Genomic DNA, 26,216 nt, shown 5'->3' on the forward strand with positions numbered 1-26,216 from the left:
TTCCACCCTGCCCCACCCTTGAAGGACGCCTGACATGCTTGCCATGCAATACGGATTCGACCTGCCCGATGACTTCGACATGGACACCCTGCGCCGCCGCATCCCGGAGATCGGCGGCCGCTTCGATGCCCTGCCCCACCTGCACCTGAAGGCCTTTTTGCTGGCCGGCCGCACGGCCACGGCACCCAATCGCTACGCTCCCTTTTACCTTTGGGACGACCCTGCGGGCGCTGCCGGCTTTGTCACCTCGCCCGACTTTGCAGCGGTGCAGGCCCGATACGGGCGCCCGCTGGTGCATGGCTGGAACCCCATAGCCCACCTGCAGGGCCCGGCGGCCGGCCAGGTGCCGCGCTTTGCCACCCAGTACTTCGAGAACCTGCCCGACACCACGGACCTGGTGCAGCGCGCCGCCGACGAGCGTGATGCCGCTGCCGAGCTGGCCAGCGCGCCGGTGGTGCACAGCGTGTTCGCGGGCCTGGATGCCCAGGGCTGGCAGGTGAACCGCACGGTGCTGTGGCAGGGCCCGCCGCCGGCGAGTGCCGCGGGGCGGGTGTTCGAGCTGCTGTACCTGTCGGCACCGCGGGGGGTGCGCAGCAGCGGCACGGGGGATGCCGCCCGGACCTAGGCCATCGGGTCTCCCGCTGTTTGTGAGGAATATTGCCGCTTGGCGCCGGGAAACACGGCCACCCTGCTCGTCTAGCGCGGGCAGGCGCACCCACACTTGCTCCCACACCACCACCACCGAGGGAGTACTGCTTGAAAAACAAGATCCATCGCATGGGCCTGACTGCTGCGGCCTTGCTCACACTGTCGCTGCCGTCCACTGCCTCCTTGCCCAAGCCGCCCCCCATCGCCCAGGAATTGCCCGCGGCCGAGTGCCTGGACGATGAGTCACCCGAAAGCCGGCAGCGCCGGGGGTCCCGATTGCTGGTGCATGAGAAGCTGGCCTACCACCTGCAGCGGCTGCGATCGGACAACCACCATCCGCTGGCGGAGTACCGCTGCGAGGGATCGGGCAAGACCTACCACGCACGCATCGCGGACGATGCCGTCACCGTGGAGTCGCGTTACCTGCGCGAGGGCACAGTGCATGCCACCGTGGACTTCCAGAAGTCGCGGCGGCACGGGGTGCTGCGCACCCTGTGGCCCGATGGGGCGGTGCAGTCGGTGGAGTACTACTGCCGGGGCCAGCCGGTGGGGTTTCACCGCTACCAAGACGCAGCAGGCCGCCTGGTGGCGATTGCGGACCATGCCCACAGCGACTACCGCTGGCGGCGGCGCCTGCCGGGCATGACCACGACCATAGAACCCGCGACCGAAGCGGGCAAGTCCGACCGCGTGGTGCAACAGCCCCTGTCCGACATCATCCGCATCCGCATGCTGTTCGGCGTGCAGGGCGCGCATGTGAGCGCCCCTGCACTGCAGCAGCTTGCCGTGGGGGGCTACCAGTCGCTGAACCCCGAGGCGCGCCTGGCGCAACTGGTGACGGCCGGCGACCAGGGGTGGATCACGCTGGAGGGCCGGCGCGTGCGGATCATCAACGCCCCCATGGACTACACGCCCTTCTGGGAGGTGTACGAGCGCGAGCGCAAGGGCCTGCCTGGGGCCGATCCGCTGCCCTCTGAAACCAAGGAGCTGCTGGCCTGCCCCTGGATCGACGAGGCCATGGCGCCGCCGCTGCCGCACCGCGCGCTGGCCCGCCCGGCCGTTGCCGCCCTGACGGATGCAGAGCGCCAAGCCACCCCCCGTGCACGGTATGAGGCGTGCCTGCAGCAGCCGACACCCACCTGCCTGATGCCCTTCGCCCTGCCCCTGGCGCTCAATGAGCAGAGCAGCCGTGAGCTCTTGCTGCGTGCTACTGCGGTGGCAGCACTGGAGACGCGCCAGCCGGGTGTGGCCAAACCAGCCATCGAGGAACTGTTCGCCAAGGAGTCTGGGTTCAACCTGCCCAATCCGCACTTTGCGTTGCCGGAGTTGCTGCGCGCGCAGGCAGCGCTGCGCGCAGGGGACAAGGCGCGTGCCGAGGTGCATGCCAAGGCCGCGCTGGTCCACGCGCAGCGCGTGGCACCGACCTATTCAGTCCAAACCACCCTGAATGCGCTCAAGCGCGTAGGTCCCGAGTTGGCGCGCATGGGCTTTGCAGACCTGGCGAGCAGCGCCTCTGAGCAATTGAAAGCCAGCGACGCACTCAGTGCCGCGGAGATACTGGCAGCCGCGGGCGAGACCCATGCCCGGGCGGGCCGGCTGGAGGCCGCGGCAAACGCGTTGGCGCTGTTGCGCCAACCCGAGGAGGTTCGGCAGGTGCCAGACTCCCCCCGCGGCAAGCAAGAGTGGAGCTATTACTCACCGCCCACAGCCCAGACTCATGCGTTCGCACGGATCGCACAGGCCCTTGCCCAAAAAGGAGACACCGAACAGGCGCGCGCAATGCTGGCCAAGGCCGAAGCAGCATTCGAGCGAACGTCCGGCTCCTTCTTCGACGCCGGGGCGACCCGGCTGGCCTTGGCACTTGCGCATGCTGCGGCGGGCAACCCGACTCCCGCCCAAGGCTTGGCCAAACCGCCCGGCAACGAGCAGTGGAACGATGTGCGCTGGGACGCCATACAGCGGCAGGCGCTGGAAGGCCTGTGCGACGCCGGACGGGCTGCCTACTGGATGGACCGGCGGGCCTACCCGCACGTGCAGATTCCCAAGCCTTCGGAGTCGTTCGCCTTTGCGCGCTTTGGTGCCCTGGCAGCTGCGCACATGCGGTGCGGGCAGGTCCAGCAGGCGCGCTCGCTGTTGGAGCAGGCCAAGAGCTACCGATTGCCAACTCCGCCAGGCGACGTCGTGAACGCGGCACCAAGAAACGAAGGCATTGCCAGCGCGATGCTGGAAGCGGGCCAGTGGGACATGCTGGTCGAGTGGGCGGCAGGGCGCAGCCTGGGCCAGGGGTTTCAGATCCGGTGGGCCGAGCGCCAGGCCGAGGCCGGAGACCGGGCCGCCGCGCGCACCAGGCTGGCCACACTGGCCAACGCGCAAGGTCGCATGGCGGAAGTCACCCGCATCCAGCTGATGCTAGCGCAGGCACGTGTGGAGGCCGGCACGGGCCGGCCCGACTCGGCCCTGTTGTCGGCCGCGCATGCGGCGGCATCGGCCATCGACCGGCCACAGGATCGTGCCCAGGCCCTGCTTGCCGTGGCGCGGGTCTATGCCGCAGCAGGCGAGCCCACCACCAAGGTCAGGCAAGCACTGGTTGCGGCGCGCGCAGGCTTCGATACCGTGCTGGGCGGCAACAGCCCACGGCAGGCTCCCGTGGATTTCAGCTTCGCTGGTATGCAGCTGGGCCTGGTAGCCCAGGAATTCGTAGCCGCCGGATCGCTGGAAGAGGCGCTGGCAACGGCAACCCAACCCTACCTGCGGCCCGGAGCACTGGCCGCAGGGCACCAGACCCAGGGCCTCGATGCACGTGTCGAGGCGGCGATCTGGGCCCACAAGGCCCCTGGCATGGGTCCCCGGGCAGCCCAGTCCGCCTTCGAGGCACTGCCCCCAGGCACCGCCAAGGCTCAAGCCCTCGACCAGGTACTGCGGACCACCGGCACCGGGCGTGCTGCAGCAGCAGCGACCTGGAAGGACATGGCCCTGCGCGAGCTGGCAGCCAACGGCACTTACTTCGAGGCTGCCGCGTCCTCCTACGAGCGGCGGGCACTGGTCGGCCTGTTTGCCAGCTGGATGCGGTCGCTGCAGCCCCACCAGAGCCAGCCCCTGCTGAGCACCACGCAGCTGGAACAACTGGCGCGGCAGGCCCGGCGCATCGGCAATGCAGGATGGCAAGCCCGCAGCCTGTGTGAACTGGGCGCCACCGGCATCTTGCTGGGCCTGCCCGCAGGTGCACCCCTGCTGCAGGAAGGCAGCAAGTTGGCGATCGGGTACGACAGCAAGTTCTATCCCCTCGACCCACCCCCGACTGGTGCTTGTGCCCACTGGTCACGCCAGGCCGGCGAGAAAGAGGCTGCGGCAACCTTGGTGGACCGCACGATGTGGACGCTGCGCGGCGCGGTGACCCGCACGCCCGAAGGTCAGCACCCGACCCAGCCACGCGACCTGCTCAACACATCCCTCGCCCTGTTCGAGGCGGAGCAGGGCGAATTACCGCTGGACTGGGCCCAGCCCTATTGGCGAGACTGATGCGGCAGCATCTTTGGCAGGTTCACGCACCCAGGTACTTGCGCATGAAGGCCTCGTCAACCACCGCATCCCGCGGTAGCGCCTGCAACTCGCCGCGCAGGTCCGCGGTATGCGGGACCTCCTCGGCCTGCTCGGTGTAGCCCTCCATCAACCGCAGCAGCTCGCCCGCCGTGATGGGCCGGGCCGCCGCAATGGCATAGCGCTCGCGCTGGCGCGACAGGCCCAGCCACTGCCCCAGGGATCTGGGCTGCCGGCCTTGCCAGGTGAGTGCGTAGAACAAGCCCCAGGCATCGAGGAGCCAGGCCAGCCCGCCCTCGCCCAGGTGGTTGATGCCGATGTCGAGTTCGCCGCGCTTGGCATCAAGCCGGCCGATGCCGTCGAACCAGCCCTGGGGCGTGATGGCAATGCGCCGGTGGCTGCTGAGGATGAAGGGGGCTTGCATGGCGATCATGGTGCCGCGCGCAGCGGCGTTGCCGGGGTGCCGACGCGGGGGCGAAAGGAAAGTGGGGGGTGATCACCATCACGCGTGACCGGTGCCGCTTGCCCTGGCCAGTATGCCGCATGGTGTATCTTCAATGGTTCGCGCACTGCGCCGCCCGCAACACTTTGTGACACTCTGGGCATGCCCACCCGAAGTCCCATTGAACGACACCACTTTTTCTTCCCCTTCGCCAAGCCGGCCCGCTGTTGATCGCAGCGGCGCCCCTGCCCTGTTGTCCGTGGTCTGCCCCATGTTCAACGAAGAGGCCACGCTGGATCTCTTTTTTGCGCAACTGGTACCGGTGCTGGCGCAGACCGGCTTGGCGTTCGAGATCGTGTGCGTGAACGATGGCAGCCGCGATGGCACGCTGGCGCGGTTGCAGACGCTGCGCGCCACGGTGCCGGGCCTGCGGGTGGTCGACCTGTCGCGCAATTTCGGCAAGGAGGCGGCGCTGACCGCAGGCATCGACCATGCGCTGGGCGCGGCGGTGGTGCCCATCGACGCCGACCTGCAGGACCCGCCCGAGCTGATCCTGGAGATGGTGCGGCTGTGGCAGCAGGGCTTTGACGTGGTGCTGGCCCAGCGCACGGACCGCAGCGCCGACCATGTGCTCAAGCGCAAGACCTCGGAGTGGTTCTACCGGCTGCACAACCGCATTTCCGACTCACGCATTCCGCCCAATGTGGGTGACTTCCGGCTCATGGACCGCCAGGTGGTGGATGCGCTCAAGCGCCTGCCCGAGCGGCGCCGCTTCATGAAGGGCTTGTTCGCCTGGGTGGGCTTTCGCCAGGCGACGATTCCCTACGCCCGGCCGGCCCGCGCGGCCGGGGACAGCAAATTCTCGGGCTGGAGCCTGTGGAACCTGGCGGTGGAGGGGCTGACCTCGTTTTCTACCGTGCCGCTGCGCATCTGGACCTACCTGGGCCTGGCAGTCGCGCTGCTGGCCTTTGCCTACGGTCTGGTGATCGTGGGCCAGGTGCTGCTGTTCGGGCGCGATGCGCCGGGCTATGCCTCGCTGATCACGGTGGTGCTGTTCCTGGGCGGGCTGCAGCTCATCGGCCTGGGCGTGATCGGCGAATACCTGGGCCGGGTCTACATGGAGTCCAAGGGACGCCCCGTCTACATCGTGCGCGAGGAGGCCGATGGCGGCGCCGCGCAGCCCCCGCACCACCGCGACGCCCCCTGACCAGGGCGCGCGCTTTTTTCCTTTTGCCTGCTTTCATGAACACTTCTCGGTCATTGATCGGATTCGCGCTGATCGGTGTGCTGTCCACCCTCACGCATGTGTGCGTTGCCACCTTCTGCATCGAGCTGCTGGGCGCACGGCCGCCCGTGGCCAATGTGGTGGCCTTTGCCGTGGCCACCATGTTTTCGTACACCGCCAACACGCTGCTGAGCTTTGGCCAGCGGCTGAGCGCGGCCACCGCCTGGCGCTTTGGCCTGGTGGCGGGTGCCGGCGGCGTGGTCAGCACCTGCATCACCTGGGTGGTGGAGCAGGCCGGCGGCCACTATGCAATAGGCATCGCGCTGGTGGTGACGGTGATCCCGGCCTTCAGCTACCTGGGCCACCGGTTCTTCACCTACCGCGTGCGCTGATGGGCCCGTCATCGCAACAGGCTGGCTGGCGCCAGAACCTCATCGCCCTGTGCCTGCTGGCACTGCTGGTCTTTGTGCTGCATGGCAGCGCGCTGCACGCCAACTGGCGCTGGGACGACGGCACGCACCTGTTCAACACCACGCAGTACACGCCGTGGTCGGTGTTCCTCAACCCCGAGGTGACGCGCGCCGCATCGGGCAACCAGTTCGCGCCCTGGAACCTGTTCATCTACCAGCTCAACAGCGCCCTGTTCGGCATGGCGCCGCAGGCCTTCTACCTGCACCACCTGCTGTCGCTGGCCCTGGCCGCATGGGCCCTGTACCTGCTGCTGCGCCAGTGGCTGCAGCCCTGGCGCGCGCTGCTGGCGCCGGCCTTGCTCGTGGCGGGTGTGCCGGCCTTCCACATGGCGCAGCAGCTGATGGTGGGGCACTACCTGGATGGGCTGGCATTTGCCTGCCTGGCGCTGTGGGCGCAACTGCGCGCCCTGGAGCGCAGGCAATGGCGCTGGGCCTGGCTGGCGGCCGTGCTGTACCTGGTGTCCACGCTGTGCAAGGAGGTCTATGTGCCGTGGATCGCGCTGGCGCTGTTCATGCCGCTGGGCGCCGCAACCGCCCCCATGCCGTGGTTGCAGCGCTGGCGCTACGCCCTGCCCGCGCTGGCCGTGGCGCTGGGCTATGCGGCGGTGCGCGTTCTGGTGTTCTCGGGCGCGGGCGGCTACCAGCCCAGCACGCTGACCGGCTGGCACGATGTGCCCGGCGTGCTCGGCGCCATGGCCCGCATGCTGAGCCAGGGGCTGGTGGGCCCGGGCCTGCTGGGGCTGCTGGCCACGGCGCTGTGCGCAGCCTGTGCGCTTGCCCACCTGGCCACGCAGCCGCCGCAGGCCCGCCTCAAGGCCCTGGCGGCCTTTGCCGCGGCGATCACGGTGGTCGGCTTTCCGCTTTTGTTCGTGGCGCGGCCGGGGCTGGACTGGCAGCTCCACGCCCGCCTGCTGTGGGTGCCCTGGGCCGCGCTGTGCGTGCTGTGGTGCCTGCCCTGGCCGCAGCGCCTGGCGCGCTGGCATGCGCTGGCGCTGCTGGTTTTCATCGCCGCAGCGGGCCAGCAGGCCTGGGTGCAGCGCCAGCATGACCGCCCCATCGAGGCCATGTTCGACGCGCACTACGGCTTTGCCCTGCAGCCGCCGGCCGGCCAGGTGCTGCTGCCTGTGCAGTTCAACACCCCGGGGTACATGGCCGCGGTCGCCATGAGTGCCCTGGCGGCGCGCGAGCGCATGGAGCCCGGGCGGGCGCACGCCCACCCCGCCCTGCTGCACCGTTGGCCCGCCGATGCCGGCGAGCGAGCGCGCATCCGCGTCTGGCAGGAGGGCTGCCAGTGCCTTGCGCCACTGGACACACTGCCCCCCGCACAGCAGCAGGCCGCACTGCACGCGCAGCTGGACGACCAGGCCATCGCGGCACCGCTGCGCCAGCCCCTGCCCTACATCGCCAACGATTGGGGCGGTGCCATCGACGCCATCACCACCGAAGGCGGCGTGGTGCACGTGCGGGGCTGGACGCCGACCCTGGGCGCTGGCAGAAAGCTGTTCCTGACGGGCTTTGCCGGCGTACCGCCCGTGACCCTGGAAGGCGTGCAGCGGCCCGATGTGGCCAGCGCGCACGGCCGCGCCGACATGCAGGACGCGGGCTTCCATGCCACGCTGCGCTTTGCCAGCCCAGAGGCCGCCCAGGCCGCCGCCGCCAGCCTGTGCGCGGTGGTGGCCGGCCAGTTGCCGGGGCAGGAGCACCACTTCCTGATGCTGCCCATCGAAGGCGGGACGCGCTGCCAGAACGCGCTGATGCCGGCCAGGACACGCCCGCTATGACACAGCAGCGCATGACGATCCCTCCCGCCCAACCCACCCAACCCACCCAACCCAACAAACCCGCCTGGGCGGCCGATCTGGCCGTGCTGGGCGCGCTGTGCCTGCTGGCGTTTGCGGTGCACGGCAGCGCCCTGCAAGGCTTCTGGCGCTGGGATGATGGCCAGCATCTTTTCTTCCTCGGCCTGTACAGCCCCTGGTCGGTTTTCCTGGACCCGCAGGTGACGCGCACCGTCTCGGGCAACCAGTTCGCGCCCTGGAACCTGTTTGTCTACCAGGTCAACCACGCGCTCTTCGGCCTCAACCCCCTGCCCTACTACGTGCACCACCTGCTGTCGCTGGTCGGCGCTGCGGGCGCGCTGTACCTGCTGCTGCGCCGCTGGCTCGGGCGCTGGCAGGCGCTTGTGCCCGCGGCGCTGCTGTTGATCGGGGCCCCTGCGGTCCACATGGCCCAGCAGTTGATGGTGGGGCACTACCTGGACGGGATGCTGTTCGCCTGCCTGGGCCTGTGGGCCTATGTCCATGCCGTGCAGAAAGCGCAGTGGCGCTGGGCCTTGCTGGCCGCGGGGTTCTACCTGCTGTCGACCCTGTGCAAGGAGGTCTACGTCCCCTGGATCGCCCTGTACCTGCTGCTGCCGCTGCCTGCGGGCTCGCCCCGCGGCTGGGCGCGCTGGCGCTTTGCGGGCCCGGCGCTGGCCGTGGCACTGGCGTACGCGGCACTTCGCATCGCCGTTTTTTCAGGCGTGGGCGGATACCACCGGCACGCCCTGGACAGCTGGCGCGCCGTGCTGGCCTTTGCCGGCGAGCTGGCGCGCGTGCTGACCGATGGCCTGCTGGGCACTGGCGTGTTGGGCGTGGCGGCGGGCGCGCTGTGCCTGGCCTGCGCCGTGGCGGGCGTGCTGGCACAGCCTGCCCCGGCACGCCCCCGCATGCTGGTGGGGCTGGGGGCTGCGACCGTGGTCGTGGTCTTTCCGCTGCTGTTCGCGGTACAGGACTATGCGGACTGGATGGTCTACACGCGCTTTCTCTGGGTGCCCTGGGCCGCCGCGTGCGTGCTGTGGTCGCTGAAGTGGCCCGCGCCCCTGGCGCGCTGGAAGACGGCGGCCCTGCTTGTCTTCGTGGCGGCGGCGGCGCAGCAGTCGCTGGCCCAGCGCGCGCATGATCGCCCCATTGACGCCATGTTCGAGGCGCACTACGCCTTCGCCATGCAGCCGCCAGCGGGGCAGATCCTGGCGCCGTTCGAGTTCTTCTCGCCCATCTCCATGACCTCGATGATCATGAACGCGAATGCAGCGCAGTGGATCCTCGAGCCGGGCAAGCCCCATGCGCGGCCGGCCCTGCTGCGTGCCGCACCGGCCGATGCCGCCGAGCGCGCGCGCATCCGGGTATGGAGCGAGAAGTGCCTGTGCCTGGTGCCGCTCACCAGCCTTCCGCCCGGGCAGCAGGATGACGCGGTGCGATCCCACCTGGTCAATGCCGGCGCCGTCCTGCAGCTGGGCAAACCCCTCCCGCCCATGGCCCACGGGTACGCGGGGTCCATCGACGAGATCACCGTCGTGGGCCGCCAGGTGCACCTGTCGGGCTGGACGCCCACCATCGGCACCGGCCGCAAGCTGGTGATCACGGGACTGCCCCCCGAGGCCCAGGCGCGGCTTGACGAATTGGTCAGCACCGAGCGCCCTGACGTCGTGCAGGCCTACCGGCGGCCCGACATGCTGCTGTCGGGTTTTCGCGCAAGGCTCAGCTTTGCCGACGAAGCAAGCGCGCAGGCGGGCAGCAAGGCGCTGTGCGCCCTGTTCCCCGGCCAGTTGACGGGCCAGGAACACCAGTTCCTGCTGCTGCCCGTGCAGGGCCGGCAGCTTTGCAACGAGGCGCTGATACCGGAGGCGACCCGGCTGGCGAGCGGGGACGGGCCATAGATGAGCCCGGGTTCGCGCGAAGCGAAACAGGCGTTGGCTTCGAGGCACACTGCGCCTTTGCGATGCGGCCGGCCGCGGCGGCAGATCCTGGCACCGTTCGAGTTCTTCTCGCCCCCTCTGCATGACCTCGATGGTTATGAACGCGCATGCGGCGCAGGGGGCTGGAGCCGGGCCAAAAGCGCTGTGACCGTGTGCGGACAACCAAGGCGACCCGCGGATGAAGGGCATGGCGCTGAGCCATGCCCCCCGGCTCAGCGCCTGAGCGCGTTGTTGACCAGCACCGTGCGCATTTCGGGCCGCAGGCTGTGCAGCAGGTCCAGGTCGGCCAGCAGGTCGTTGCTGACCCAGACGGCCGCGGAAGACGGCACCGTGCGGCCGAAGACATTCGTACCTGCGAGAAGGCGCGCGGTGTGTGAGCCCACATAAGTCACCTCACCGGCCTTGATCACGAACTCTTTCGGTCCTGCCATGGGCGGCTTGGCCGTGTAGGTGTAGTAGCCCCCGATGTACACGTATTGCTCGGTGAAGACATACCTGCCGGGCTTCATGCGATACCCGATCAGAAGCCGGGTGTCACCTCCCGAAGTGCGCACGGCCGCGGGCCAGTCGGTAAAGCCGCCGGTGACCCGGCGGGACGGGCCGGTGGTGTTGATGTACGACAGCTCCGGGTTCGCAGGGTCGGCACTCCGAAATCCAAGCGTCAGCGAAGGCGGGTTGGCCGCCAGGCCCGGGTCTTGCGGCACCGTGTAACCCAGCGTCGCCAGCAGCAGCCCGGTATCCGGACCGACCAGGGGCTTGTCGGCAGAAAAAAGATGCTGGTTGGGTGCAGCGCATCCGGCAAGAACGGCGCAGGCAATCACCGCCAACCCAAAACGTCGGTTCACAAAAGTTTCCTTCATTGTTGTCTGTCATTCACGGCCAGAGTGCGTGCAAGAAGCGAGCACCCGGCATCCCCCTCCGGCAGCGAACATAGCGTATCCCGGCGCGATGGTCATGAAGAATGCAGACCAGGAGCCAGCACTGAGGACGAACCGCAACACTGCGCGATGCGGCTCCGAAAGCCAAAGCCAGTTTCAGCGCCCGCGGTTCTCCGCCAGCATGTTGCAGAACAAAGCGCCCTGCTCGATGGCATCGTCCAGCGCCACATGGTTGTGCGGGAGCTTGTCGAACCAGCGCGCGGGCATGTTGCGTTTGGTCGTGGCCCGGTAGTCGGTCTTGAGCTGTGCCATGGCAAAGGATTTGATGTCCAGGGCCGAATGACTGAACGGGCTCTCACCCGCAAAGCGCATCAGGTACCAGTGCATGAAAAGGAAATCGAAGCCCGCAGGATAGGCCACAAAGACCGGCTTGCCGGGCAGGCCCTTGATCCATTGCACGCAGTGGCGCATGGCGGTCTCGGGCTCCTGCAGATCGGTGCGGCAGGCGGCCCAGGCCTTGGGCTGGGTGGTCCACCATTCGGCGGTTTTGGGGTCTGCAGCAGCGCCCGGCAGGGTGTGCAGGTTGGCGCTGAAAGTGGACACCAGGGTCTTGTCGGCCGTGTACGCGGCGCAGCCAAAGCTGAGCATCGAATGTGGGCCGGGGATGGGGCCGTCGGTTTCGACGTCCGTGCTGATGTAGATCTCGGTCATGCTGTTTCAGGTTTTCTTGTTGTTGGATGAACGGCTGCCGGCCATGCACTGCGGCCGGGCCATGGCACACGCCATGCCGCTGGTCGGCGCATTGCACCATGGTGTGTCGATTGCGGCGCCAGACGGGGGCGCAGGATGGCTGCGCGGCGAGGGTGGGGGTCCTGGGCGGGGTGCCGACGCACGCTGCCAGGACATGGGCGCCGGTCAGCGCCCCTTGGGCGACGAGGGCTTGCCCGACAGCGGCGCCTGCTTGCTGCTGGGCACACCGGCGAGCTTGCCGCGCGCAGTTTCCAGCGGCGCGGGCAGGCTGCCGCGCGTGGTGGCGATGCCGCCTGCGCGCGTGGGCGCAGGTGCGGGCGGGCGCACCTTGGGGGCGGGCACCACGCGCAGCGAGCCTTCGTCGGCCAGCTTGTCGCGCATGCGCCGCGTCATGGACTGGGTGCTGTTGTCCGGCGCGGTGAACAGGAACAGCGTGCCGTGCGGGCTGGTCCAGGTGAGCTGGGTGCGCACGGCGCGGCCGTTGGTGATGAGCTCGACCCAGGCGCCCACGACGAATTCGGCATACGGCTCGGCGGGAGCCGCAGGCGCAGAGGGTGCGGCCGGGGCAGCGCTGTCCACGGGGGCCTGGGCGCTGTCGTCGTAGCCAGCGACCGCTGCCACGGAGTCCATGGGGTCGCGCGAGTCCGGCGCCGGCTCCTCGGGGTCGAGGGTGATCTTGGCGAAGTTGGCGCGCTCGAAGGCGTCCTGGTGCAGGCCCACCAGGCGCTCCAGGAAGGCGCTGGTCTTGGCGGCCGGGTGGTCGATGGTCTGCAGGCCTTCGCGCAGCTTGACCAGCAGGCTGGGGATGGCTTCGGACAGTCGGTCGGGCTCGGCCCGGGTGAGTTCGGGCTGGGCGCTCCACAGCAGCACGGGCACCAGGGCCAGGTAGCCGCCCGGGTCGTCTTCGCCATTGTCGCCCTGCGAGACCTGGGCCAGGGCCACCACCTCGGCCCAGGGGCCGGCGGCAAAGTCGAGCACGTCGGCGGGCACGCGCTCCAGGTCGGGCAGCTTCCGGATGTCGGCGGCGATCTTGCCGGCCAGCATTTCGCGCTGCTCGGCGATGAGCTGGGCCTTGTCCTTCTCGGCCTGGCGGGCCTTGGCCTTTTGCACCTGCGAGTTCCAGGCGGCCTGCAAGGCCTTGAGCACGGTCTCGAAGGGGGTGGCGTCCTTGATCTCGATGCCCGCCAGGTAACCCACGGATTCGTTGAGCAGGCGGATGAAGCGCGCAAAACCCGGGGCCTTCTCGTCGGGGAAGGCCAGGCTGCGCTGGGTCATCTCGTCGAGCAGCACGCGCGCGGGGTGGCTGGGCTCGGTGAAGAAGCTCTGGTCGCGGCGCACCAGGTGCTTGAGCGCGGGCTCCAGGTTCTGCACGGCGCGCTGCACGGAGGGCAAGAGCCGCGAATCGCGGGCGATGTTCTCCATCATCCGGCCCACCACCTCGGCGGCCATGGCCGGCGGGTCGTGCGGGGCCACCACGGGCACGGTATAGATCTGCTGGTAGGGCCGGCCCGGCACGGTGTACAGCTGCTGCGGTGCGGTGCCGGGCATGGTGGCCGCCCAGCCGGCCTGGGGCACGGCGGCCTGCGGCATGGCTGCCACGGCGGCGGCCTGCGGCCCGCCGGCCAGGCGGCCGACCAGGCGTTCGAGCTGGGCCATGTCCTCGATGGCCTCGGCCGCCGCTGCAGCGGCAGGGTTGTTGTAGCCGCTGCTGCCGCCCAGGCCCGAGTGCATGCTGGCCGGCTGCGAGGGCACGCCGCCGCCCATCACCGGCATGCCGCCACCACCGCCCGCTCCGCCATAGGAGCGCGGATCGAACGGGTCGCCCCCGGCCAGCATCTGGCGCAGGATGCCCACGGTGAGCAGCGCCTCTTCGGCCGCTGCGGCCTGCGGCGACATCATGGGCATCTGGGGCTCGCCGCTCCAGTTGTTGCCCGGGTCGCCACTCCAGTTGTTGTTGCCGCCATAGCCGCCGCGGCCGTAGCCGGTGTTGCCATAGCCGGTATTGCCGTAGCCCGGGCTGCCGTAGCCGCTGGGGCCGGCCATGGGGCCGCCATAGTTGTTGGCCATGTAGCCACCGCCATAGCCGGTGTTGCCGCTGCCACCGCCGTAGCCGCCACCCGAGCGCGTGCTGCCGCCGGGCGCCCCCACCACGGCGTAGCCCACGGGCTCCACGCCGTTGTCGCGCAGGGCCTTGACCATGGTCTTGTATTCGTCGACCAGGAGCTTGCCCAGCAGGTCGCGCATGTGCTGCATCCACAGGCCGCGCACGTCGGCGTTCACGCCGGTCTCGCCCACCACCTGCTGCAGGGCGCGGATGTAGCTTTCGGGCCGCAGCGGGTTGCGCTCGGGCTGCACGCTGCGCAGGCCCTGGGCGGAGCTGACCAGGGTGTTGAGCTCGGCCAACACGGCCTCGGTGGCGTGGGAGGCGAGCTGCTGGGCGCGCGCCAGCTCGACCTGGTTTTGCACCTCGCTCTCGTCCATGAGCGTGAGTTCACCAAAATCCAGGGCCGAATCGTCGCTCGCCCGGGGCTTGGTGCCCGGGGTGGCGGCCGGGCCTTCGGCAAAGATCTCCAGCAGGGCCATGGAGTAGCCCTTGACCAGGGCCGCCTCGTGCTGGCCCAGGAGGCGCAGGCTGTCGCTGGCCAAGTTGCGCTGCTGGATGTTGCGCACCGAGGCTTCCTCGGCCGTCAGCGCGTTGCGGGTGACCGCCACCAGCTTTTCCATGAGCGCCTCGCCCCCACGCACCGCGTTGACCACGCAGGCACGGAAAACGTTTCTCGAACTGGACACTGGCTGGGACATGGTGGGCGGGAAAAGGCAGGAGAGGAAAAGTCGAAAAAATCGTTTCCAGCTGCAATCCTACTTGACCTGAAGACCCTGTGCACAATTCCCCGCCGACCGGTGGCAACAGAGCCCCCGGCGGCACATGGCTTCTTTACATATCCTTACCCGCGCGCCCGAAAAAACCCGCTGACTTTCGCTGTGCAGCACCGGGAACGGGCGCAAAAACTGGCGCGGCCGATGCCAGTGCCCCCGTGCAAGGGCCGCCCCGCCGCACCGGGGGCGTCCCCCTTCCCGCATTGCGCAGCAATGCGAGAGAAGGGGGAAGGCGCGCAGCGCCTCAGGGGGTTGGACCTTATTTCAAGGCCTTGTAACGCATGCGCTTGGGCTTGGCGCCCTCTTCGCCCAGGCGCTTCTTCTTGTCGGCTTCGTACTCCTGGTAGTTGCCGTCGAAGAAGGTCCACTGGCTGTCGCCTTCGGCGGCCAGGATGTGGGTGGCGATGCGGTCCAGGAACCAGCGATCGTGGCTGATTACCAACACTGTACCCGCGTATTCGAGCAGCGCGTCTTCCAGCGCACGCAGGGTTTCCACGTCCAGGTCGTTCGAGGGTTCGTCCAGCAGCAGCACGTTGCCGCCGGCGATCAGGGTCTTGGCCAGGTGCAGGCGGCCGCGTTCACCGCCCGAGAGCATGCCCACCTTCTTTTGCTGGTCGCCACCGTTGAAGTTGAAGCGGCCGGCATAGGCGCGGCTGGCCATGGTGAACTTGCCGATGTTGATCATGTCCAGGCCGCCGGAGATGTCTTCCCAGACGGTCTTCTCGTCCGAGAGGGCGTCGCGGCTCTGGTCCACGTAGGCCATCTTCACAGTGGAGCCGATCACCACCTCGCCGCTGTCGGGCTGCTCGCGGCCGGCGATCAGCTTGAACAGCGTGGATTTACCCGCCCCGTTGGGGCCGATGATGCCGACGATGGCGCCGGCCGGGATGTTCATGGACAGGTTGTCGATGAGCACACGGTCGCCGAAGGACTTGGTGACGTTCTTGAACTCGATCACCTGGGTGCCCAGGCGGTCGGCCACAGGAATGAAGATTTCCTGCGTTTCGTTGCGCTTTTGGTATTCGTAGTCGCTCAGTTCCTCGAAGCGGGCGATACGCGCTTTGCTCTTGGCCTGGCGGCCCTTGGCGTTCTGGCGCACCCACTCCAGTTCCTTCTTCAGGGCCTTGGCGCGGGCCTCCTCGCCCTTTTGCTCGGACTCCAGGCGGGCCTGCTTCTGGTCCAGCCAGGTGCTGTAGTTGCCCTTGTAGGGAATGCCGTAGCCGCGGTCCAGTTCCAGGATCCACTCGGCCGCGTTGTCCAGGAAGTAGCGGTCGTGGGTGATGGCCACCACAGTGCCGGGGAAGCGGTGCAGGAACTGCTCGAGCCAGTCCACGGACTCGGCGTCCAAGTGGTTGGTGGGTTCGTCGAGCAGCAGCATGTCGGGCTTGGAGAGCAGCAGGCGGCACAGCGCGATGCGGCGCTTTTCACCGCCGGAGAGCACGCCCACCTTGGCGTCCCAGGGGGACAGGCGCAGCGCGTCGGCGGCGATTTCGAGCTGGTGCTCGGAGTCGGTGCCAGCGGTGGCGATGATGGCTTCCAGGCGGGCCTGCTCGGCGGCCAGGGCGTCGAAGTCGGCATCGGGCTCGGCATAGGCGGCGTACACCTCTTCGAGCTTGGCCTTGGCGGCGAAGACCTCGCCCATGGCCTCTTCCACGCTCTCGCGCACGGTGTGCTCGGGGTTGAGCTGGGGCTCCTGGGGCAGGTAGCCGATCTTGATCCCGGGCATGGGGATGGCTTCGCCTTCGATTTCCTTGTCCACGCCGGCCATGATCTTGAGCAGGGTGGATTTGCCCGAGCCGTTCAGGCCCAGCACGCCGATCTTGGCGCCGGGGAAGAAGCTCAGGGAGATGTCCTTCAAGATCTGCCGCTTGGGCGGCACGGTCTTGGAGACGCGGTTCATCGAATAAACGTATTGGGCCATTGGTTTCTAACCTGCAAGAGAGGGAAGTTTGCAAAAAATGTTTGCGTTCAGGGGGAGATTATCAGGCCATGCGACAATACGTTCCGCGGCGGGCTCCAGTTGCCCACTGCATCAGCACACTGCTGGGGACGAAAGAAGCAATTTCTGGGCTCCCACCCTTGAACCACATTGGCTTGAGACTGGCTCGGCAACCCCCCCGGTTGTACGACAGGCCGATACCCGGCGCCCCGGACGGGCGCATTCAACGACATGACATTTGACGAACTGAACCTGGCTCCTGCCATCCTGAAGGCCGTGCACGAAACGGGCTACGAGACGCCCACCCCCATCCAGGCCCAGGCCATTCCCGCCGTCCTGGAAGGCCATGACCTTCTCGCCGGCGCACAGACCGGCACCGGCAAGACCGCCGCGTTCACCCTGCCCATGCTGCACCGCCTCTCGCAAGGCACGGTGCCCAAGAACAAGTTCGGCGGCAAGGGCATCCGCGCCCTGGTGCTGACCCCCACCCGCGAACTGGCCGCGCAGGTGGAAGAGTCCGTACGCGAATACGGCAAATACCTGGACATCAACTCCACCGTCGTCTTCGGCGGCGTGGGCATGAACCCGCAGATCGACCGCATCAAGCGCGGCGTGGACATCCTGGTGGCCACCCCCGGCCGCCTGCTGGACCTGCAGCAGCAGGGCTTCATGGACCTGTCCACCGTGGAAGTGCTGGTGCTGGACGAAGCCGACCGCATGCTGGACATGGGCTTCATCCACGACGTGAAGAAGGTGCTGGCCCTGGTGCCCCGCGAAAAGCAGAGCCTGCTGTTCTCGGCCACCTTCAGCGACGAGATCCGCGAGCTGGCCAACGGCCTGCTCAAGAACCCCCAGAGCATCCAGGTCACGCCGCGCAACACCACGGTGCAGCGCATCACCCAGGTGATCCACCCCGTAGGCCGCGGCAAGAAGAAGCAGGTGCTGCTGCACATCATCCAGCAGCACAACTGGAGCCAGGTGCTGGTGTTCACGCGCACCAAGTTCGGCGCCAACAATGTGGCCGAGTTCCTGACCAAGAACGGCGTCTCGGCCATGGCCCTGCACGGCAACAAGAGCCAGAGCGCCCGCACCCAGGCCCTGGCCGGCTTCAAGAGCGGTGACATCCGCGCCCTGGTGGCCACCGACATCGCCGCGCGCGGCATCGACATCGACGAGCTGCCGCACGTCGTGAACTACGAAATCCCCAACGTCTCGGAAGACTACGTGCACCGCATCGGCCGCACGGGCCGCGCCGGCAACAGCGGCGAAGCCGTGAGCCTGGTGTGCATGGACGAAGAAGGCTTCATGATGGAGATCGAGCGCTTCACCAAGCAGCAGATCCCCGTGCAGGTCATCGAAGGCTTCGGCCCCGAACCCGGAGAGAAGGCCGAGCCCATCGCCATGGGCCGCCAGACCATCTGGGGCGGCGCCGGCAAGCCACCGAGCCGTGACGTGATGCAGGCCGCCGCCAAGGCCGCCCGCAGCGAAATGATGGAACGCATCCGCACCAACAAGGCCGCACAGGGCGGCGGTGGTGGTGGCGGCGGCCAGCGCCAGGCCAACGGTGGTGGCGGCGGCAATGGTGGTGGCCGTGGCGGCCGCTCCGGCGCCAACAGCAACGGCCCGGCCCATGGTGGCGGCGGCAATGGCGGTGGCGGCGCACGCGGTGGCGCCCAGTCGGCCGGCCGCGGCGGCCGGGGTGGCCGCTCGGGCGGTGGTGGTGGCGGCAACGGCGGTTACGATGGCGGCAGCAGCCGTTACGACGACCAACCGCCACGCGCCAATGCCCACCTGGGCACGCATTCGGGCCACAGCAACCCCGGCCACCGCCATTCCGGCAATGGCGGCGGCGGTCAGCCCGACCCGATGCGCACCAGCGTGGACAGCATGGGTGGCGGCCGCCGTGGTGGCGGCGGTTATCGTGGCGGCAACGGTGGAGGTGGCGGCTATGGTGGTGGCGGTGGTGGCCGGGGCAACGGGTCTCGTGGGCCGGGCGGTTCTCGCGGATCTTTTGGCAGGTAATTCCCCGGCGGCGCCCGGTGGCGCGCCGCCCGAGGTGCATGTGCTGCATGCCCAGGGCCGGCGTGCGCCGGACCTCGCACCCCATCCACGGCTGCACCTGCATGCCGTGGATTTCTCCACGCTGGGCGCCAGGCCCGTCGTACCGGGCCTGCCCGGGCAGGTGGACGACGTGTACATCACACTCGGAACCACCATCAAGGCCGCAGGCAGCCAAGAGGCCTTTCGCGCCGTGGACCTGGATGCCGTGATCGCCACGGCACGCACCGCGCTGGCGGCGGGCGCCACGCGCTGCGGCGTGGTCACCGCCATGGGCGCCGACGCCCATTCCCGCTTCTTCTACAACCGCGTCAAGGGCGAGGTGGAGCAGGCGCTCAAGGGCCTGGGCTTCGCCACGCTCGTGATCGCCCGCCCTTCCCTGCTGCTGGGCGAACGCCAGGCCCTGGGCCAGGCGCCGCGCGCAGCCGAATCGCTGTCCATCCGCGCGTTCAAGCTCTTGGACCCGCTGATCCCCGCCAGCTACCGCGCCCGACCGGGTGCCGATGTGGCGCGCGCCCTGGTGCGCGCCGTGCAGGCCGGGCCGCGCGAGGGGGTGCCGCAGGTGCGGGTGCTGATGGGGCGGGAGCTGGAGGCCTGAACAAGAAAGGCCCTACGCCGGCTAGATCAGCATCCGGTCGAATCAGGCCTTGAACTCACAGGCATTTTTGAACGTAGAGCTAAGCCGCCAGGAGTGCCGACGCGACATGGTTGGCAGCGCCTTGAGCCGTGTCACAACGAATTAACTTTACGCCCCGAGCCTTAGATTCAGACTCGATGTAGAAGATTGATTCGTGGAAGCTGTCGACCTCACGATGTGAGAAGGACTCCAACGCGCTTTCAGCTGGACAACCGACCAGAACCTCCGCCGAGTCAATCGGCAACACCTGTTCGCGGCGCAACCCCTGCAAATCAAACACCTTCAGTTTGAGAGACCGCATATCAGCCCCTATATGCCCCGGGCGAAGCACTCCAAAATTTGCAGCATACGAATGTTTCAGCACGCCAAACCTCAGATGTCGGCCAGCCACCTTTAGCCGGATGTTGAATGCCTGCAGGGCCTGCTGAGCAGCATCGACTTCACGCCGCTGAAGAAGTGCCAACTTAACCCTTTCAGCCCAATCGTCGAAAGCCTGCTTCGATGAATCGGCAGCCTCACTCTGCTTGCCAAAAGCAGACTGGCCAAAAGCACTGGAGAGACGGACAGCGACGTCGAACACTTCGTTGAAATCCCTCGCAACGCAGTCTCTCGGAAGCCCAAAATCGAAACCTCCAAACGGAGGCATCACTTGATCGGCCGGGATCCCTTTATCAAGTTGCTGCTGTATCGAGATGACGCTAGCCGTGACCATCGTCCCTACGCCCTTTCCTGCAGCCGGACCGAATAGGGAGCTGAACACAGCGGGCTGCACCGATTGGCGGATAGCACTCTGGCCGCTTGCAGCTTTAACGAGCACAGCCACCGTAATCACCTCTCCGCTGCCTGGAATTGTCTCCATGCGCAATGGTCGCCATTCGGCTTCAAAGCTAGGAAGTTCGATTGGCATCATTTTTGACAGGTGCTTCAGGTGGCTCTTCGAGGTAACGCTGCTCAGGCAAGAATCGCTGGCTTACAAGTCGATCAATGTGCAAGAGACGGTCTTCAAGGAACTGTACCAAAGACTCATAGATGCGAACACCGTCCTGTGAGTACTGTGCCGCAAGCGGGGCAGCGCCAAGTGAAGCATGCCGCAATGCCGCCAATCGTGCTCGTACTTTGCGCAGAAAAGTCGCACGCTCCTCAAGGGTCATGCCCTCAGCAATTCTCTGTGCCAGCCAGTTTGTTAACGCCACGCCCGGCTCCAGCCCCTCGCCAATGGCAGCCTCGTGATCGATCAAAAAAATTCTGGATTCGGGTGACACCAGAATGTCGGATGGACTGCGAACATCGTTGCAGATCCATTCATCGAACGCACATGCCAAGTCTGCGACTTTCAGTCTGTGAAGCAGGTCAAGGAGCATTTCGAGCGCGCGGATGGGGCGCGCCATTGACTTGCTGCTCACGTCCAACGCACCAAAAGCAAGGATCTTTGAACCGGCAGGTCGACCAACATGGATCGGATTCACTGTCACCAAGTACGGATCAGGGCAATCCAAACCTACACACTGAGCCAACTGGGCGCACAACGCCTCTACCATCATTGCTCTGGTAGAAAGGTTGAGCTTGATGTAGAGCATCAAAGGTGCTTGACTGAGCCCATAGGCGTGGCACAGCCAAATTTCATTGCGGGAGCCAGTAATGAGATTCCCTTTTCCCGCTGTGGCTGCGATGCCGAGTGGCGGAAGCTGGCTACCTCTGAACGGTCTGACATTGTCGGTTGAGCTTGGCATCTCTCCTCGGCTTTCCCCCTCAGCCACGAGGGATCCCTCGACGCTTGCCTATGATTTGGACTACAACTGTATCAGGAGCCCGAGAGCGCTAACCATGCCTACTGCTACACACAGCAGGAGTGCCAGGCTGGCTCCGGCGCAAAGGTAGGATGGAGTACTCCCAGATGCATGAGGCACACACGTAGCGCAAGCATCTACAAAGCTCCTCGATTACTTCTTGCCCGCCAACGCCACCCGCACCGCATCCGTCTTGGCCACCACGGCTTCGGCGCATGCGGCGATGCGCTCCACATCGCAGGTCGCCAGTTGCCGGTCGATCAGCGTGTCCTTGCGCGACGCCACCCAGGTTGCCGAGTAGACGATGGAGCCCGCGTCCTGCGCCGACATGGTGGCGATGCGCACCGTGAGCTGGGCCTTGGCCGCGGCGTTCTGGTAGCGCATGGAGCTGCTCTTGCGGATGCCCTCGGTCACCAGCGCGCCCAGGCGCTCGGCCTGCGGACCGTCGACCTCGGCCACCACGGCAACGTCGCGCACGGGGCCGGGTTGCTGCTGTGCATGCGCCTGCGCCGGCAGCAATGCCAGGCCGGCCATGGCGGCGGTGGTGGCGATGACCGCTGCGGCGGTCTTGGCGATGGTGGTCGTGGTGTGCTGGTCGTTCTGGGCCATGGTGTCGTTCTCCCTCGGATGCCTGGTTGTTCACGCGAATCGCGGGCAAGAATAGGCGCCCGCAGCCCGCACAAATGCAAGCCTTCGTAACATCGGGGCCAGGCGGCACAAAAAGCAACAAGGCCATGCAAGCACGGCATGGCGGCCCTTGCCGTTGCGCATGAAGGGACAGTAGCGGCCCCAGGCTTGCATCGAACAGGCCTTGGGCCAATACTTCACACCCACCTCATAGGGATGGCGACCAGGGCCTGTTCACCCTAATTTCGGGGTCGCGAAGGCCCTTGCCGGCGTGCCAATCTAGGCGCGCGACGCAGCGTGTGCATGTGCACACGCAAGGAGCGCAACGACGAGTGGCGCGCCGGCAAGGGACTTCCCTTCGGGTTGCCCGGCCTGGGGGCCGTCTGCGGCGTTGCCCGCGCTTGCAAGGTGCCCACCTTGCTGCGCACGGGCGCCTAGCATTCAGCCCCCAGGCCGGGCAACGCGATCCCCGGAATTAGTGTGAACAGGCCCTGGGCACGCAACAATCGGGCACCATCGACCGGACTCTCGCCGCTCCGCACCCATGCCAGCACTACAACACCGCTTTCTCGCCCGCTTCACCCAGGCGGTGCTGACCGGGTCGGCCGTGGCGCTGCTGGCGCCCCTGCTGTTGGTGCTGGTCGAGTTCGCCTCGCTGCCCCTGCTGCTGCCCGACGGCACACCCGACGACGGCTACACCCACACGATCACCTCGACCCTGATGGCCTGGCCGGTGCTGTACCTGGTGGTGGCCGTGTTCCACGCGGGGCTGTTCGGGCTGCTGGCGCGGCTGGGCCAGCTGCGCTGGCCGGTGGCCATGGGGGTGTCCGCCGCCTGGCCCTGCGCGGTGTTTCCGGCAATGGGGGGTGGGATGCTGGCCACGGTGGTGCTGTCCGCATCGTTCGCGGCGGGGGCCTGGGTGGTGTGCAGGATTGCGGCGGCACCCAAGACCCGGGGCGCCACCTGAGCTACTCGAGGCTCTGCCCGATGCGCCACAGCACGCTGGTGGGATCCACCAGGCAGAAGTCCCGGATGCCCCAGGGCTGGTCTTGCGGCGCAATGGTGCGCACGCCGTAGCGGCCGGCCAGGTCCTGGGCGACGACCCTTTCCCACCAGGCTTCGACGTCGGCCACCATCAGGTGCATCATGAAGTTCTCGGCGTGCTCCTTCACGTAGAAGTTCTGCAGCAGAAAGCTGCAGTGGCCGGCGTTGAAGTAGGCCATGTCGGGCGAGAGCAGCTCTTCGCGAAAGCCGAGGTCGGTGTAGAAGCGGCGCGACAGCGCGAAGTCGCGCGCCGGGACATAGGCCTTGATTTCCAGCGTTTCCATTCCCATGCGGTCGTCTCCCAGAGAGTCCATTCCTTGGAGCGGATTGTGCCCGGTGTCACAGCGGCCGCGTGCTGGCTTGGTTGCAGCGCGTGCACATGAAGAAGTAGACCAGCGGCCCCTGGGCGATGGCGCGTGCGGATTCGGGCGGCACGCCGAGGTCGAAGAAGGCGCCCGACCCCTCGTCATAGATCGAGAGGTAGCTTGCCGGGGCCCCGCAGCAATCCACGGTCAGGCCATCGAGGTGGTGCGGCCGGCGAAAGCGCTGGAGGCGGTCCGCATCGCTGGCCGGCCGAATGGCGCGCAGGAACCCTCTGTCGCGCGACCAGGCTGCACACAGCACGGCGCCCGCTCGCACCGGGGCGTGGCCGGCCAGGTCCTCGTCCAGCCTCACGAGGGCGCCTTTCTCATCCTCGGCCAACAGGGTGAAGCCTTGCAATGCCTTCTGGTGCGCCCCGCCCAGGTTTGAAAAATCGTCGGGAACAAGCAGGTGCATGGGTTCCTTTTTCTTCGCCCGGCCTACCCCTGCGGCCGGCTTGGCAGACGCGCATTGTCTGTCAGGATGCGCGCGGGGCGGGCCCGCCGCTCCCTTGAACGCGCATTGCCGCACCGCGCGACAGGCAGCAGGCATCGGCCGCATAATGAATGCTCACCTTCTCGAAGCGCCCGTGCCGCCGCGCCCGGGCGTGGACCACCCGCCGCCGCCCCATGAGATCTGCCGACCGACGCCCCCGCGTTGATGAACCCCTGCCCCGCGGCCATGCCGTGGCCAGCGGACCGCTCCAAAGCCACCACACCGACCGCCGCCCCCGCTGGACCTTGCCGCTGGCCATCGCCGGCCTGGTGCTGGCACTGGCAGGCGGCCCGGCCCTGTCCAAGGATTCGGGCAGCAAGTCCAGTAGCAGCGGCAGTGGCAGCAGCTCGAAATCGGCGCCATCGTCCGCTCCCCGGCAGAGCTTTGGCTCCTTCGGCTCCTCGTCCTCCTCGTCTGCCAAGCGCGAGAGCACTGTGGCGCCGTCGCGCTCGGCACCCGCAGCCGCCCCATCGCGCGCCGACGACCGCCCGACCCGCTTCGGCTCGTTCGGCAGCGCGCCCGCCAAGAGGGATGCGCCCCCCGCCGACCAGGCCTCCGGGCGGCCAGAGCGCAAGCCCCAGCCGGCGACCAGTTTCGGCAGCTTCGGCAGCGGCAGCCAGAAGGCGGACGCCACCAGGCCATCCCCCACGGCCCCGCCCCTGCAGGCCGCCCGGCCGAACAGCTCGGTGGCCAACGACCTGTCGAATACCACCGCGCGCAACCAGGCGATGCGCACTTTCGATGGCAGGCAGCCACAACCCGCGCAGCAGCCATCGCCCCAGGCTGCGCGCGCCGAAGCGCAGGCGGCCACGGCCGTTGCCAACGCGCGCCAGTCGTCGGCGGCCGCGCTGGCGCAGCGCCAGCCGGCCCCCGCCACGGCATCGAACTTCGGCGGCTATGCGCCTGCAGGCGCGGGCGGTGCCGCAGCGGCTTACGAGCGGGATCGGCGCATCCAGGCCGAACGGCTGGCCGACCAGCGCCAGCGCGACCTGGACGAGGCCAACGCGCGGGCCTACCGTGCGCAGCGACAGCAGCAGGCAGCCCAGTGGCCGGCAGACGACCGGCCCTCGCGCCCCTCAGCCCCGCGCAATGGCATGGGAATGGGCACAGGCGTGGGCATTGCCGCTGGCGCCGTGGCTGGCGCGGCCCTGGCCACGGCGGCCACTGCGGGAACAGCCCCGCCCTCGGCAACGGGCCCCGACAGCGGTGGATCGGCTATCGGGGGCCTGACCACCGTGGGCGATGGCAGCACCCCCTTCAAGGATGCCGCAGCGCGCGTGCCGCCTCCTTCGCCGGATTCTGGGCTGGGCGGTGCGTGGATCTTCATCACGCTCGGGGCCTTGGTGATCGGCCTGTACATCCGGTCCAAGCGGCTCAAAGCCCAGGCCGCAGCGCAGACCCAGAGGTACGTGCTGTGAGCTGGTCGCAGGCGTTTGCCAAGGCGCGGGGCCTGCTGGGCGGGCGCAGCAGCGATGCACAACCCGCGGCGGCGGCCGATGCCGGCGTGCCCCTGGGCGGGCGCATCGGCGGCTCGATCAGCTTCGATGCCGCGCCCTTCCGGCTCGCCGATGATTCCCTGGTGCCCGCCCCTGCCGACCTGGTGCAGATCGAGTCCATCTCGCGCCTGCGCTCGGCCGACCTGCAAGGCGCCGTGCACCGCCTCTACACCGCACGCGGCGACGCTGGCGACGGCCCCGAGTGCTTTCTGCAGATCTACACCGACCCCGAGGGCGAGGCCCGAGAGCTGGTCTACTACCACCGCCTGCTGCGGCTGTTCCCTGCGAGCCCCGAGGAGCAGGCGGCCTTTCTCGGCGAAGGCGGCACGGGCCTGGGCGAAGCCAGCTTCCGCCTGCACCGCGAGCAGTTCGCCGGGCTGGTCTTGCCCCAGGCGCTGGTGGACCGGGCCTTCGGCGAGAGCGATACCCTGGAGTACACGCGCAGCGCCGGGAGCCCCGCGCAAGAGCACATCGCGCCGTTTCGCGGCACCGAGAACCGCATCGACGACCGCCAGGGCCGCAACGGCCTGCGCCAGGACGTGGTGTTCATGCCCTACCGCCGCAGCGTGGCGGGCAGTGGCGAGGAGCAGTTGTTGATCTGCACCGAGATCGTCGAAGAGCAAAACGGCGACAGCGCGCGCCGCGAGATCCATGTGGACTTCATGGTGGGCCTGGTGCTGGGTGCGGACTTCGTGGCCGTGCACTGAAGGCGTATTGCGACAATCGGCCAAAACCAGACATTCATTGAACAATGCGCACCATCGTCACAACCGGCACTGCCACCCTGGTCCTTTTCGACCCCGCGTGCATGCGGCATCGCCTCGACGACGATGCCGATTGGTGGTCGCTACCCCAGGAAGAACTGCTGGAGGTCAACCGGGGGAATGCTGCGTTCATGAACGTCGGCGGCGACGGACGCTATGAACTGGAAGTCGTGGCAGAGGCGGGGCTGCCGGACGCGGACGTGGAGCTGGTGCTGCGAAACACCAGCGGGCGGTTCTTCCTGGGTGCGGGTGAATTCATGACATCCGATGGCCTGGAACCGGAGGCCGGGTATGGAAACGTATTCTTCGATGCCGAGCCGGGCTCCTACCTCGTTCGTGCGCGCCAGAGGGGTAGCACGGTCGTCATCTCATTGGCGGCGACGGACCTTCCCGCCTCGAACGCGTTGGGCGGACTGGTGCGACTTGGAACGTGAGTGCGAGACGGC

The 26,216-nt window shown here is 67.7% G+C and carries 23 protein-coding genes; 13 read left to right on the plus strand and 10 right to left on the minus strand.

All coding sequences use genetic code 11. The features are described 5' to 3' along the window. The first annotated feature begins 34 nt into the window (after positions 1-34). Together HNP48_RS23940 and HNP48_RS23945 are read left to right on the plus strand one after the other, a co-directional pair. A complete protein-coding gene (locus HNP48_RS23940) occupies positions 35-625 on the plus strand; it encodes a DUF4865 family protein (protein WP_184861823.1) in 591 nt (196 codons plus the stop codon). A 131-nt stretch (positions 626-756) separates the two neighbouring features. Continuing rightward, entirely contained in the window at positions 757-4,167 is a 3,411-nt protein-coding gene (locus HNP48_RS23945; protein WP_184861825.1) for a hypothetical protein, read from the plus strand. 22 nt (positions 4,168-4,189) lie between these two features. On the opposite strand, the gene HNP48_RS23950 is transcribed toward HNP48_RS23945, so the two are convergent. Further along, positions 4,190-4,609: a hypothetical protein gene (locus tag HNP48_RS23950; RefSeq protein WP_221480324.1), complete on the minus strand. Its 420-nt coding sequence runs from the start codon at positions 4,607-4,609 to the stop codon at positions 4,190-4,192. Between the two features lie 133 nt (positions 4,610-4,742). On the opposite strand from HNP48_RS23950, the gene HNP48_RS23955 reads away from it, so the two are divergent. The 4 genes from HNP48_RS23955 to HNP48_RS23970 are packed head-to-tail and all read left to right on the plus strand — an operon-like array spanning position 4,743 to position 10,019. After that, a complete protein-coding gene (locus HNP48_RS23955; protein ID WP_184861829.1) occupies positions 4,743-5,834 on the plus strand; it encodes a glycosyltransferase family 2 protein in 1,092 nt (363 codons plus the stop codon). Positions 5,835-5,869: 35 nt separating this feature from the next. Further along, a complete protein-coding gene (locus HNP48_RS23960; protein WP_184861831.1) occupies positions 5,870-6,244 on the plus strand; it encodes a GtrA family protein in 375 nt (124 codons plus the stop codon). Beyond that, positions 6,244-8,103, plus strand: coding sequence for a glycosyltransferase family 39 protein (locus HNP48_RS23965; RefSeq protein ID WP_184861833.1), 1,860 nt, complete (start codon positions 6,244-6,246; stop codon positions 8,101-8,103). The genes HNP48_RS23960 and HNP48_RS23965 overlap by 1 nt, the downstream gene beginning before the upstream one ends. An 11-nt stretch (positions 8,104-8,114) precedes the next feature. Beyond that, entirely contained in the window at positions 8,115-10,019 is a 1,905-nt protein-coding gene (locus tag HNP48_RS23970) for a glycosyltransferase family 39 protein (RefSeq protein ID WP_184861835.1), read from the plus strand. A 251-nt stretch (positions 10,020-10,270) separates the two neighbouring features. On the opposite strand, the gene HNP48_RS23975 is transcribed toward HNP48_RS23970, so the two are convergent. From HNP48_RS23975 to ettA, 4 genes are all read right to left on the minus strand, one after another. Continuing rightward, positions 10,271-10,918 carry a hypothetical protein gene (locus tag HNP48_RS23975; protein ID WP_184861837.1) on the minus strand — a complete coding sequence of 216 codons (648 nt, stop codon included), beginning with the start codon at positions 10,916-10,918 and terminating at the stop codon, positions 10,271-10,273. Positions 10,919-11,092: 174 nt separating this feature from the next. Next, a complete protein-coding gene (locus HNP48_RS23980; protein WP_184861839.1) occupies positions 11,093-11,647 on the minus strand; it encodes a 3'-5' exoribonuclease domain-containing protein in 555 nt (184 codons plus the stop codon). 204 nt (positions 11,648-11,851) lie between these two features. Then, positions 11,852-14,488 carry a DUF1631 family protein gene (locus tag HNP48_RS23985; RefSeq protein ID WP_184861841.1) on the minus strand — a complete coding sequence of 879 codons (2,637 nt, stop codon included), beginning with the start codon at positions 14,486-14,488 and terminating at the stop codon, positions 11,852-11,854. A 334-nt stretch (positions 14,489-14,822) separates the two neighbouring features. Next, the gene (ettA, locus tag HNP48_RS23990; RefSeq protein ID WP_184861844.1) at positions 14,823-16,484 is read right to left on the minus strand and encodes an energy-dependent translational throttle protein EttA; all 1,662 of its coding nucleotides are present in this window, start codon (positions 16,482-16,484) and stop codon (positions 14,823-14,825) included. Positions 16,485-16,733: 249 nt separating this feature from the next. Here ettA and HNP48_RS23995 point away from each other — a divergent pair, with 249 nt between their 5' ends. Next, on the plus strand, positions 16,734-18,524 hold the full coding sequence (locus HNP48_RS23995; protein WP_184861846.1) for a DEAD/DEAH box helicase: 1,791 nt from the start codon (positions 16,734-16,736) through the stop codon (positions 18,522-18,524). Next, positions 18,514-19,158 carry a nucleoside-diphosphate sugar epimerase gene (locus HNP48_RS24000; protein WP_260420353.1) on the plus strand — a complete coding sequence of 215 codons (645 nt, stop codon included), beginning with the start codon at positions 18,514-18,516 and terminating at the stop codon, positions 19,156-19,158. Before HNP48_RS23995 ends, HNP48_RS24000 begins: the two co-directional genes overlap by 11 nt. A gap of 79 nt (positions 19,159-19,237) precedes the next feature. Here the strand turns inward: HNP48_RS24000 and HNP48_RS24005 are convergent, their stop codons facing one another. From HNP48_RS24005 to HNP48_RS24015, 3 genes are all read right to left on the minus strand, one after another. Next, on the minus strand, positions 19,238-20,107 hold the full coding sequence (locus tag HNP48_RS24005) for a hypothetical protein (RefSeq protein ID WP_221480325.1): 870 nt from the start codon (positions 20,105-20,107) through the stop codon (positions 19,238-19,240). Then, on the minus strand, positions 20,085-20,774 hold the full coding sequence (locus HNP48_RS24010; RefSeq protein ID WP_221480326.1) for a HipA family kinase: 690 nt from the start codon (positions 20,772-20,774) through the stop codon (positions 20,085-20,087). Before HNP48_RS24010 ends, HNP48_RS24005 begins: the two co-directional genes overlap by 23 nt. Positions 20,775-21,137: 363 nt before the next feature. Beyond that, positions 21,138-21,593 carry a hypothetical protein gene (locus HNP48_RS24015; protein ID WP_184861854.1) on the minus strand — a complete coding sequence of 152 codons (456 nt, stop codon included), beginning with the start codon at positions 21,591-21,593 and terminating at the stop codon, positions 21,138-21,140. 321 nt (positions 21,594-21,914) lie between these two features. On the opposite strand from HNP48_RS24015, the gene HNP48_RS35455 reads away from it, so the two are divergent. Next, a complete protein-coding gene (locus tag HNP48_RS35455; RefSeq protein WP_260420354.1) occupies positions 21,915-22,049 on the plus strand; it encodes a hypothetical protein in 135 nt (44 codons plus the stop codon). Between the two features lie 106 nt (positions 22,050-22,155). Continuing rightward, a complete protein-coding gene (locus HNP48_RS24020; RefSeq protein ID WP_184861856.1) occupies positions 22,156-22,578 on the plus strand; it encodes a hypothetical protein in 423 nt (140 codons plus the stop codon). Between the two features lies 1 nt (position 22,579). Here the strand turns inward: HNP48_RS24020 and HNP48_RS24025 are convergent, their stop codons facing one another. Beyond that, entirely contained in the window at positions 22,580-22,969 is a 390-nt protein-coding gene (locus tag HNP48_RS24025) for a VOC family protein (protein WP_260420355.1), read from the minus strand. Positions 22,970-22,994: 25 nt separating this feature from the next. Continuing rightward, positions 22,995-23,432, minus strand: coding sequence for a hypothetical protein (locus HNP48_RS24030; protein ID WP_184861858.1), 438 nt, complete (start codon positions 23,430-23,432; stop codon positions 22,995-22,997). A gap of 212 nt (positions 23,433-23,644) precedes the next feature. Between HNP48_RS24030 and HNP48_RS24035 the strand changes: the two genes are divergently transcribed. From HNP48_RS24035 to HNP48_RS24045, 3 genes are read left to right on the plus strand one after another with little or no spacing between them, the layout of a single operon-like run. Further along, a complete protein-coding gene (locus HNP48_RS24035; protein WP_184861860.1) occupies positions 23,645-24,928 on the plus strand; it encodes a hypothetical protein in 1,284 nt (427 codons plus the stop codon). Beyond that, positions 24,925-25,713, plus strand: a complete 789-nt coding sequence (locus HNP48_RS24040) for a DUF2491 family protein (RefSeq protein WP_184861862.1) — start codon at positions 24,925-24,927, stop codon at positions 25,711-25,713. Before HNP48_RS24035 ends, HNP48_RS24040 begins: the two co-directional genes overlap by 4 nt. A gap of 44 nt (positions 25,714-25,757) precedes the next feature. Then, positions 25,758-26,204, plus strand: coding sequence for a DUF6386 family protein (locus tag HNP48_RS24045; RefSeq protein ID WP_184861864.1), 447 nt, complete (start codon positions 25,758-25,760; stop codon positions 26,202-26,204). Positions 26,205-26,216: the final 12 nt, after the last annotated feature.

Origin of the sequence: Acidovorax soli, assembly GCF_014207955.1 — a bacterium.
Classification (GTDB): domain Bacteria; phylum Pseudomonadota; class Gammaproteobacteria; order Burkholderiales; family Burkholderiaceae_C; genus Acidovorax; species Acidovorax soli_A.

Coding starts and splice junctions, on each gene's coding strand:
- HNP48_RS23940 (WP_184861823.1), top strand. CDS start 35: ATGCTTGCCATGCAATACGGATTCGACCTGCCCGATGACTTCGACATG.
- HNP48_RS23950 (WP_221480324.1), bottom strand. CDS start 4,609: ATGCAAGCCCCCTTCATCCTCAGCAGCCACCGGCGCATTGCCATCACG.
- HNP48_RS23955 (WP_184861829.1), top strand. CDS start 4,743: ATGGTTCGCGCACTGCGCCGCCCGCAACACTTTGTGACACTCTGGGCA.
- HNP48_RS23960 (WP_184861831.1), top strand. CDS start 5,870: ATGAACACTTCTCGGTCATTGATCGGATTCGCGCTGATCGGTGTGCTG.
- HNP48_RS23965 (WP_184861833.1), top strand. CDS start 6,244: ATGGGCCCGTCATCGCAACAGGCTGGCTGGCGCCAGAACCTCATCGCC.
- HNP48_RS23970 (WP_184861835.1), top strand. CDS start 8,115: ATGACGATCCCTCCCGCCCAACCCACCCAACCCACCCAACCCAACAAA.
- HNP48_RS23975 (WP_184861837.1), bottom strand. CDS start 10,918: ATGAAGGAAACTTTTGTGAACCGACGTTTTGGGTTGGCGGTGATTGCC.
- HNP48_RS23980 (WP_184861839.1), bottom strand. CDS start 11,647: ATGACCGAGATCTACATCAGCACGGACGTCGAAACCGACGGCCCCATC.
- HNP48_RS23985 (WP_184861841.1), bottom strand. CDS start 14,488: ATGTCCCAGCCAGTGTCCAGTTCGAGAAACGTTTTCCGTGCCTGCGTG.
- ettA (WP_184861844.1), bottom strand. CDS start 16,484: ATGGCCCAATACGTTTATTCGATGAACCGCGTCTCCAAGACCGTGCCG.
- HNP48_RS23995 (WP_184861846.1), top strand. CDS start 16,734: ATGACATTTGACGAACTGAACCTGGCTCCTGCCATCCTGAAGGCCGTG.
- HNP48_RS24005 (WP_221480325.1), bottom strand. CDS start 20,107: ATGATGCCAATCGAACTTCCTAGCTTTGAAGCCGAATGGCGACCATTG.
- HNP48_RS24010 (WP_221480326.1), bottom strand. CDS start 20,774: ATGCTCTACATCAAGCTCAACCTTTCTACCAGAGCAATGATGGTAGAG.
- HNP48_RS24015 (WP_184861854.1), bottom strand. CDS start 21,593: ATGGCCCAGAACGACCAGCACACCACGACCACCATCGCCAAGACCGCC.
- HNP48_RS35455 (WP_260420354.1), top strand. CDS start 21,915: ATGTGCACACGCAAGGAGCGCAACGACGAGTGGCGCGCCGGCAAGGGA.
- HNP48_RS24020 (WP_184861856.1), top strand. CDS start 22,156: ATGCCAGCACTACAACACCGCTTTCTCGCCCGCTTCACCCAGGCGGTG.
- HNP48_RS24025 (WP_260420355.1), bottom strand. CDS start 22,969: ATGGACTCTCTGGGAGACGACCGCATGGGAATGGAAACGCTGGAAATC.
- HNP48_RS24030 (WP_184861858.1), bottom strand. CDS start 23,432: ATGCACCTGCTTGTTCCCGACGATTTTTCAAACCTGGGCGGGGCGCAC.
- HNP48_RS24035 (WP_184861860.1), top strand. CDS start 23,645: ATGAGATCTGCCGACCGACGCCCCCGCGTTGATGAACCCCTGCCCCGC.
- HNP48_RS24045 (WP_184861864.1), top strand. CDS start 25,758: ATGCGCACCATCGTCACAACCGGCACTGCCACCCTGGTCCTTTTCGAC.